6 protein-coding genes are annotated in these 8787 nt (G+C 43.0%); 5 read left to right on the top strand and 1 reads right to left on the bottom strand.

Annotated elements, in window-relative coordinates; genetic code table 11:
• Nucleotides 1-1484, top strand: a 1484-nt coding sequence (locus Q7J27_09325; protein MDO9529348.1) for an ABC transporter ATP-binding protein, incomplete at its 5' end; no start/stop codon positions are given.
• Nucleotides 1485-1614: 130 nt separating this feature from the next.
• On the opposite strand, the gene Q7J27_09320 is transcribed toward Q7J27_09325, so the two are convergent.
• Entirely contained in the window at nucleotides 1615-2679 is a 1065-nt protein-coding gene (locus Q7J27_09320) for an HD domain-containing phosphohydrolase (GenBank protein MDO9529347.1), read from the bottom strand.
• Nucleotides 2680-3245: 566 nt separating this feature from the next.
• On the opposite strand from Q7J27_09320, the gene Q7J27_09315 reads away from it, so the two are divergent.
• From Q7J27_09315 to Q7J27_09300, 4 genes are all read left to right on the top strand, one after another.
• Nucleotides 3246-4499: a polysaccharide biosynthesis/export family protein gene (locus Q7J27_09315; GenBank protein ID MDO9529346.1), complete on the top strand. Its 1254-nt coding sequence runs from the start codon at nucleotides 3246-3248 to the stop codon at nucleotides 4497-4499.
• A gap of 187 nt (nucleotides 4500-4686) precedes the next feature.
• Nucleotides 4687-6939 carry a polysaccharide biosynthesis tyrosine autokinase gene (locus tag Q7J27_09310; GenBank protein ID MDO9529345.1) on the top strand — a complete coding sequence of 751 codons (2253 nt, stop codon included), beginning with the start codon at nucleotides 4687-4689 and terminating at the stop codon, nucleotides 6937-6939.
• Nucleotides 6940-7297: 358 nt separating this feature from the next.
• Nucleotides 7298-7534: a hypothetical protein gene (locus tag Q7J27_09305; protein ID MDO9529344.1), complete on the top strand. Its 237-nt coding sequence runs from the start codon at nucleotides 7298-7300 to the stop codon at nucleotides 7532-7534.
• Nucleotides 7535-7728: 194 nt separating this feature from the next.
• The coding region (locus Q7J27_09300) for an O-antigen ligase family protein (protein MDO9529343.1) at nucleotides 7729-8787 on the top strand (1059 nt) is incomplete at its 3' end.

Genomic DNA, 8787 nt, shown 5'->3' with positions numbered 1-8787 from the left:
TGGAGCAGGTGATTATTCTCGATATTCAGAAGGCCCTTCTTGACAGGACGCTGCGCTTTCCCAAGGCGTTTTTTGACAGAAACAAGACGGGCTATCTCATGTCACGGCTTTCCTCCGATGTAGAGGAACTGCGCTGGTTTTTCTCCGGTACTATTGTTTACATGATCAGCAATGTGCTTCGATTCATCGGCGGCCTGGGATTTCTGTTCTATCTTGAATGGAGACTTGCCATCGGGGTTGTCTTCGTTATTCCCGGACTTTTTTATAGTATTCGCTTTTTTTCCGGGAAGATCCATATTTTGAGTCATGAGAGTATGGAGCAGGAGGCCAATGTGTCAAGCCGTCTTCAGGAGTCACTTACCTCTGTTCCTCTGATTAAGGCATTTTCTGCTGAGGATCGTGCGGGAAAAAACATTGTAGCCGAATTGAAGAAGGTCTTTCAAATATCACTGGAAGAGTCAACAGTCAGTTCAGTGGCCGGTCTGGTGATCAATTCCATGCCGTGGTTTGCCAAGGGCGCTGTCCTGGCATTAGGGGCCTACTGGGTTATTAATGGTCAGTGGACCCTTGGTTCTCTCCTTGCCTTTCTGGCATATCTGGGCTACGTCTTCGGGCCGGCGCAATTTTTAGCCTCAGCGAATCTTCAGCTCCAGAAGGCGCTTGCCGCCCTTGAGCGAGTGTCCGCACTTTTCGATATCACTATTGAGGAGAATGTGGGTGTTGGCAGGAAGGTTGAGAAATTGGCAGGAAAGATTGAGTTCAGGGACGTTTCTTTTTCTTACGATGAGCGTGAACCGGTGCTCGAAAATGTTTCCCTTGTAATAGAACCGGGAGAGCGGGTTGCCCTTGTGGGGCCAAGCGGTGTGGGAAAGACGACCCTTTTAAGCCTTGTACTCTGTTTCTACAGGCCTGTTTCCGGTGAAATTTTCTTTGATAATCTGCCGGTGTCGGATTGCGAGGTGAGTTCCCTGCGGAGCCGGATTGGTTATGTTTCCCAGAGTGTACTGCTTTTGTCCGGCACTATCGCTGAAAATCTCTGTTACGGCAATCCCGAGGCAAAGAAAGCGGACATTATCAAGGCCGCCGAAACAGCCGGCATACATGATTTTATTGAAAGTCTGCCGGCCGGCTATGAAACCTTGATCGGCGAAAAGGGGATTAATCTGTCGGAAGGGGAAAAACAGAGACTGGCTCTCGCAAGGGCGCTCATCAAAAATCCCGATATCCTTGTGCTGGATGAACCGGCCTCCGCACTGGACAGTGTGACGGAAAGATCAGTCTTTCAGTCGCTTCCCGACCTTATACAGGGCAAGACCCTTATAGTAGTTGCCCACAGGCTCTCCACCATAGAGCATTCCGATCGTATTTTCCTTTTGAACGAGAACAGACTCGTTGCGATCGGCAGCCATCAGACGCTTCTGAAATCAAGCGATTATTATCGCTTTCTGGTTGCCTGCCAGCAGACGGACGGCAGTTCGTTTTGAGACCATTGAAAAATACGCATAGTGTCATTGCGAACGAACGTGAAGCAATCTCAAATTGTCTGTAATTACGAGTAGATTGCCGCGTCGCGTTGCTCCTCGCAATGACCAGGAAAGTGGTTATGTGAAGCTCTTATTCTGTAGGAAGGTCTTTTTCGGAAACAGCGGCTGTGACGTATAAAACGGGGTGTTCTTCAAGTTTGATTACGGTTTTGCCGGGCACTTTCTTTCCATGGATGTCGAAGATAAATTTGATAGTTGGTTTCAGGGGATGACTCTTGCTGGTTGCGACAACTTTGCCTATTTCCATATTATTAAGCCTGACATAGCTTCCGATGGGGAAAATGCCTATTTCATTAAGAAATGCTTTGATTATCTTTGAAGAAAACATGGTATTTTTTGATTCAACCAGTTCTTTAATTGAAACATGCTGTTCGAATGCTTTTCTGTAAGGTCGGTTGTTAATCATGGCATCAAAGGTATCAACCAGCCCCATTATTTTTGCGTATTCGCATATCTCATCTTCCTTTAACTGTGCGGGATAACCACTGCCATTTTCTCTTTCATGATGTTCATAGGCTACCCGGGGCAGCATAGGGTGTTCAGTCTGAAAACGAGACAGAATATCTTTCCCGAATTCGGTATGCTTTTTCATAATATCTAACTCGGATTCTGTCAGGTTTCCTCTTTTTTCCAATATGTTCTCCGGTACTTTGAAGAACCCTATATCGTAGAATAGCGCAGCCAGTCCAAGTTCAAGGAGTTCTTTCTTGGAAAATTTCATGCCTGTTCCAATCTTGAGACTGCTTGTCATGACATTAATCAGATGCAGAATCAAGTAGTCATTTTGATTATTATAATCATTAAGGGCTGTTGATTGGTAAAATTTTTCAATCAAATCGGGCGTATTTATGATGTGCTTGACGATATCAACGGCCGGACTGATGTCAAAGTCTTCATCATTTTTGACCAGTCTCTGGACTTCCTTGAGATAAGCCACGATGGTTGCATGAAGTTTTTTCATGTATTCAGCGTCTTTTTGTGCAGGCAGGGCGTTTAATTCTGAAGATGTGCTAAATTCCTTTAAGGTACTGAAACGTAAAGAATCATCTGCTTTTTTGGTATCTATGGGATATTTGGGGTCGCCCCTCCCACTTTTTTTGATGTCTTTTTTTATGATGTCAGAATATCTTACCATAGGAGTATCGGTTCCATTATGTTAACAGTCTCGTAAAAAGTCTTAAAATGTGTCCTTTGTCATGCTGAACTTGTTTCAGCATCTAAACATTTCAATAAGTTAGGGACCCTGAATGATCCTGAAACAAGTTCAGGACATGATTCAGGGTGACAATAAAAGACTTTTTACGAAAGCATCATTATGTTAACTTGTTTAACAAAATTTCAAATTCCACATACGGCAAGTTTCTCTTTCGCACCCAACCCAGCCGCTTTTCTACCCTAAAATCAATGCGTCACAAGCCCCATAATGGGTAGATTTCGAAACATTTGCAGGATTTACTAATATTTTACCTTGCAATAACTGAAATAATAAATGATAAGATGTTTAAATTCAAGATAAATATTGCTTTTTTCATATTTTTTGATTTAATGAAAAAAATTTGTGTTTATGCTCAGGTATATATTTAAAGTTAAATAAGACTTAATTCGTAAAAAGTAATAAACTGCATCATTTGTCATCCTGAACTCGTTTCAGGATCTCACTTGTTTCAGCATCTAATTATTTCAGTAAGTTAGAGACCCTGAATGATCCTGAAACAAGTTCAGGACATGATTTTGGGTGACAAAAAAAGACTTTTTACGAGTGCATCAGACTTGATAAAGAGTTTAAGGGGAAATGGCGCGATGTTTTGCAGGACAGTAAATATAATTTTAGCATTGTTTATAGGTTTCTCTGTTATGTTTATTTCATCGTGTACCTTCGAGGCAAGGGGTATACCGGTGAAGGAATTCAGGCCTACAAAGGCAGCTGAAGAAGCAGATATGCAGCGGAAAAAAGAGATGGAAAAAGAAGTTGCCCGGATGAGCCAGGTTACGGAAAACAGTGTGTTTACAGAGAGACGGGGTGTTCCCGAGTACAAGATAGGCCCTGGTGATGTTCTAATCATTACTTTCTGGGAGGGAGCCAAATCTGTACCGTATACCACTTTAGTCAGGCCGGATGGAAAGATATCCTATTCCTATATGGACGACATTCAAGTAGCAGAACATACTTCCCATGAGGTGGATGAAATACTGACGAATGCGCTTAAAAAATATATAAGAAATCCGAGGATTGATGTTGTGGTTAAAGAGTATAGAAGCAAAACCGCCCTTCTGTTCGGACAGATTAACCGTCTTGATACGTCAATTGCCGGTATTGGTACCGGTCCCGGAAAGTATCCTCTAACGGGCAAAACGAGAATACTTGACTTTATCGTAATGGCAGGAGGACCAATTTCAGGTGAGGAATTTGCGAATGCGGATCTCAGGCGTGTGGAAGTGGTGAGAAGTGGGAAAAGCTATACAGTCAACCTGTACAAGGCAATGTTCCAGGGGGATGTAAGTCAGAATGTTGTTATGGATGATGGCGATCTCGTAACGGTCCCGGAGCTTCCAACTTACGGAGAGAGGGTATATGTCTTCGGAGAGGTAGCAACCCAGGGAATATACAGGCTCAAGGATGCATATGATCTTCTGGCGGCTGTATCCAAGGCAGGCGGCACGACCAGGGTAGCTGTGGATTCGGATATAAAAATCATCAGGGGCTACGAGGAAGATCGGGAGAACCCGATTATACTTTCTGCAAATCTTGATGAAATATTGAAAAAGGGAGACATAGCCCAGAATGTGTCCCTTCAGAATGGTGATGTGGTTTATGTTCCAAGAACGGCTATAGGCGACATTAATGAATTTATATTAAATACCACGCCGCTTCTGGATTATCTGCTCTATCCTGACAAGTACAGAGATGCATATTTTAATCCGGACACCATGCTTCGTTTTAAGAAGATTGATTAGGATTTTGAACTTGCGAATCATTGATGCATTCGTAAAAAGGCTGTCATTCCCGCGTAGGCGGGAATCCATAGAGGGCTAAACACTTGAAAAGACTGGATTCCAGTTTTCACGGGAATGACAAAATTGTGCATATTTCGACTTTTTACGAGTCCATCAATCATTTGTCAACTTTAGAAGGGTTTTCAATATGGCAAAATATGATTTGAACCTCAGAGATTACTGGCGTGTTCTCAGAAAGAGAAAGTTTATTATCGTCTTTACCACGGTTGCTTTGGGGGTTTTCAGTTTATTGCTTTCGATTCTGGCACAGCCTGTCTATTTGTATCAGGCAACTGCCAGCGTAAAGGTTGAGCAAAGCGGTTCCGTCACGGGGCTTTACCTCCAGACAGTTTCCTGGTCTCAGACGGATTATATGCAGACCCAGTCTGCCATAATAAAAAGCTATTATGTTATGGAAACGGCTGCAAAGAGACTCGGCCTTATACCCCCTGATCTTCCATCCGAAGAAGTGCGTGCTAATAAAAAGTATCAAAGTGTCATACTGGATCTGAGAAAAAATTTAGAGACGGAACAGGAAGGTTACAGCAATATCATAAATATACTGGCCACCTCGCAAGACCCAGTGTTTGCCCAGCGGGCAGCCAATACCATAGCCCAGGTTTACAAGGAACATCATGTCCTCGATCTTAACAAGAGAACAATTGAAGCGAAAAAGTTTATCGAGAGCCAGTTGACGACCGTCAAAGAGAGATTGAGAAATGCCGAAGAAGCAGTCAGGAAGTTCAGGGAAGAGAACAAACTGATTTCATTGAGTTCTCAAACCTCCACCATGCTGGGTCAGATGACAGCATTACAGGCAAATTATGAAAGGTCGTTGGAAAACTATAAAAAGATAAACAATATAGAAAAACTGCTTGAAAGGGCAGGGGACAGGCCACTGACTTCAAATACCAGTTACTATATTAGTGAGGCATCGAGTCTTTACCAAAGTCTCAATAACAGTCTCGTCAGCCTCATGTTGAAGAGGGATTCTCTGCTTCTCATATACACGGAGAATTATCCTGAGGTTGTAGAGATTAACAAGCAGATCCAAGAAATAGTGGTGAATATGAAAGCCCAGCTTTCCTCCCAGAAAAAGATCCTTGGAGAGAGCATAAAGAATCTGGAAAAGAACATTGATGAGATGGATAAGCAGATTAAGGTGCTGCCGGAGAAAGGATTGCAGCTGGCAAGGTTGGAACAAACGGTGGGTGTCAACAAGGAAGTTTATATCTTTTTAGAAAAGAAATATCAGGAAGTGCTTATAAAAGAGGCTGAAAAGATAGAAGAAGTACAGATAGTAAGGCCTGCCTTAGAACCGACCGAACCGATAAATCCGCCAAAAACAATGGCAACCGGTGCTGTTGGGACCCTTATCGGATTAATCCTGGGCATGGTCTTTGCCTTTGTGGTAGAGACTTTTGATACCTCTATAGCTGCCATCGAAGAGGTTGAAGAGATTACAGGTGTTAATGTTCTGGGGATTATCCCTCATGTCAGTATCCAGGAAATCAAGGAAACACTCCTCAAGGACAAGGAAAGTCCTGATGAGATGGATGACAAAACTGCAGAGAGGTATTCGAGGATCGTATCACATTTTGCGCCAAAATCGACGCTGGCGGAAAGTTACAGGGCACTCAGAACGAATTTGACCTTTGTCGGCCTGGAGAGTAATTTAAAGACTATTGTCTTTACCAGTTCTTCTCCCAGGGAAGGTAAAACTACGATAGTGGCCAATCTTGCTGTTACCATGGCTCAAGCCGGCAATAAAACCCTTCTTATTGACGGAGATATGAGAAAACCTATGATTGCCAATGTGTTTGGCATTGATCAGGTGCCTGGTCTGTCGGATATAATACTCGGAAACTATTCACTGGAAGATACGGTAAGGGGCATTACGGATATCATGACGGGGAAAATAAGTATGGAAGATATTATAAAAACCCCCGGAATGGATAACCTATACATTGTGACGAGCGGAACTTTGCCCCCTAATCCCGCTGAAATGGCCGGTTCTAAAAGAATTACAGAACTGATTGAACAGGTAAAATCCGAGTATGACATCGTTTTAATGGATGCCCCGCCGCTTCTTTCCGCAACCGATGCCGCTATTTATGGTTCCATGGTGGATGGTGTGGTTATCGTGTATCGTGTGGGAATAATTGGCCGGGCTGTACTGAAAAGGGCTAAAGCACAGCTCGATAATGTCAGGGCAAAGGTCATTGGTATTGTTCTTAACGGCCTGAAAGCGGAGGTAAGTCCTGATTTTACCCGTCAGGATTATTACAATTATTACTATTACGGTGAAGGAAAAGGCGAGGGAAGGCAGAAAGAATCATTTTGGGATAAATTACTGTCGATTCCTGGCCGCATGTCCGAATGGCTCCCAAGAAAGAAATAGGATGTGCAGATTATTCTGGCGGCTTATTGTTTTTGATGACCTCGTAAAAAGTTGAAAAAGACGTCATTGCGAGCGGAGCGAAGCAATCTTGTGCACCATAACTGGCTGTATTCATTAGATTGCTTCGTCGCTACGCTTCTCGCAATGACCCGGTTCGCGACTTTTTACGAGTCCATCGTTTTTGATGATCTCGTAAAAAGTTGAATTTCTATTGTTTTGTCATTCCCGCGGAAGCGGGAATCCAGTAATTGCTTATGGTTACGTAAGTGGCCTTTGGTATTATTTTTGATTTAGGGACTTTTTTACTATGCCATGATTTTGGGCGCAGGATTTTTATTAGCTAGCGGATGCTTAAAGCATGGGTGAGAAACGTAAATACAAGAAGGTGAAAAAGAAAAAATACACTTTCAAGAATGAATTACGATATCTGGTTATAATCACCTTTGTTTGTCTTATACTGGGTTTTGTTCTGGCTTTTGTCACCGGCAAGGTTCCGTCTTTTCTGGATGGAACGATTCAAAAGCAGGGAGATCGGATAGTTGCCGAAAAGGTGAACGATGTTGAAAAGGAAATGCCGCAGAAGGATAGGAAATAAAGCATTAATGATATTGTCAAAAAGTATAAAGACAAGGCAAAAGGCTATAAATAAAAGTTAGAATTAATAACTCCCCCTTCCTCAAAGCGAGATCGCTGTAAATCTCCCCCTATTGTAAAGGGGGAGATCAGGGGGATTTTAATTTATTTCCTCCATACATTAACATGGCAAGCACTTTGTAGTCTCCCGGCAAAATGATAAGAACAGAAAATGGACAAATCGAAGCAAAATCAGCATTCCTTTTACTTGCCCTCGTTATCTTAGCAGCCCTTGGCGGTCTCCTTATTGCCAAAGCATCCATATACATATCCCTGCTCATAATAGCGATTTTTGTACTTATTGTTACAGGTTTCTTGAGTGCGGAAGCAGCGCTGTATCTTCTTATCGTGTCCATGCTCCTCAGTCCGGAGTTTATAGTGGGGGATCTGTTGGGCAGAGGAACAGGTGAGCGAGGCGTTACCATTCGATTTGATGACCTCCTGCTGGTGGTTATAGGCTTAGGCTGGTTTGCAAAAAGTGCCATGAAAAAGGAGCTGGGTCTTTTTCTGGAGACCCCGTTGAACAGGCCGATTCTATTCTATATTGTTGTCTGTCTTATATCAACCTTGATTGGATTTGCAATGGGCAGGCTTAATCTGAAGACGGGGCTATTTTTTGTTTTAAAGTATTTTGAGTATTTTATCGTATATTTTATGGCGGTAAATCACCTAAGAGACAAGGAGCAGATTAAGCGTTTTGTTATGGTCATGCTGGCGGTTTGTCTGGTTATTTGTGTTATTGCGATACTGCAGATACCTGCCGGCGGCAGGGTGACGGCGCCGTTTGAAGGTACGGTTGGTGGTGAGCCGAATACACTTGGCGGGTATCTTGTTTTAATGCTTTCGATCACTCTTGGGCTTCTGGTAACATCGGATTCGATGAAGCGAAAAACATTTTTGGGTGTCCTGGTGATCTTGATTGCAATCTCGCTTTTAGCAACACTTTCCAGAAGTTCCTGGCTGGCAATGGGGCCTATGCTGCTTACACTGATCTACTTCAGCAAGAGGAGGCTGGTGATTGTTGTTCCCCTGGTCATTATTACGTTAATTCTACCGCTTATTATTCCTCATGCAGTGAAAGAAAGAGCGCTGTATACAGTTACTCAGAGAATGCACGCAGGGCAGGTAGAAATAGCTGGCATAAGGCTTGATACATCTTCTTCTGCGAGGATAACTTCATGGAAAAATATTCTGACAAAGGATTTTATAAAACAT

Source organism: Syntrophales bacterium, from assembly GCA_030655775.1.
Classification (GTDB): Bacteria; Desulfobacterota; Syntrophia; order Syntrophales; family JADFWA01; genus JAUSPI01.
The sequence above is the reverse complement of the archived record's forward strand: the minus strand, read 5'-3'. Positions and strand labels throughout refer to the sequence as shown.

Coding starts and splice junctions, on each gene's coding strand:
- Q7J27_09320 (MDO9529347.1), bottom strand. CDS start 2,679: ATGGTAAGATATTCTGACATCATAAAAAAAGACATCAAAAAAAGTGGG.
- Q7J27_09315 (MDO9529346.1), top strand. CDS start 3,246: ATGATCCTGAAACAAGTTCAGGACATGATTTTGGGTGACAAAAAAAGA.
- Q7J27_09310 (MDO9529345.1), top strand. CDS start 4,687: ATGGCAAAATATGATTTGAACCTCAGAGATTACTGGCGTGTTCTCAGA.
- Q7J27_09305 (MDO9529344.1), top strand. CDS start 7,298: ATGGGTGAGAAACGTAAATACAAGAAGGTGAAAAAGAAAAAATACACT.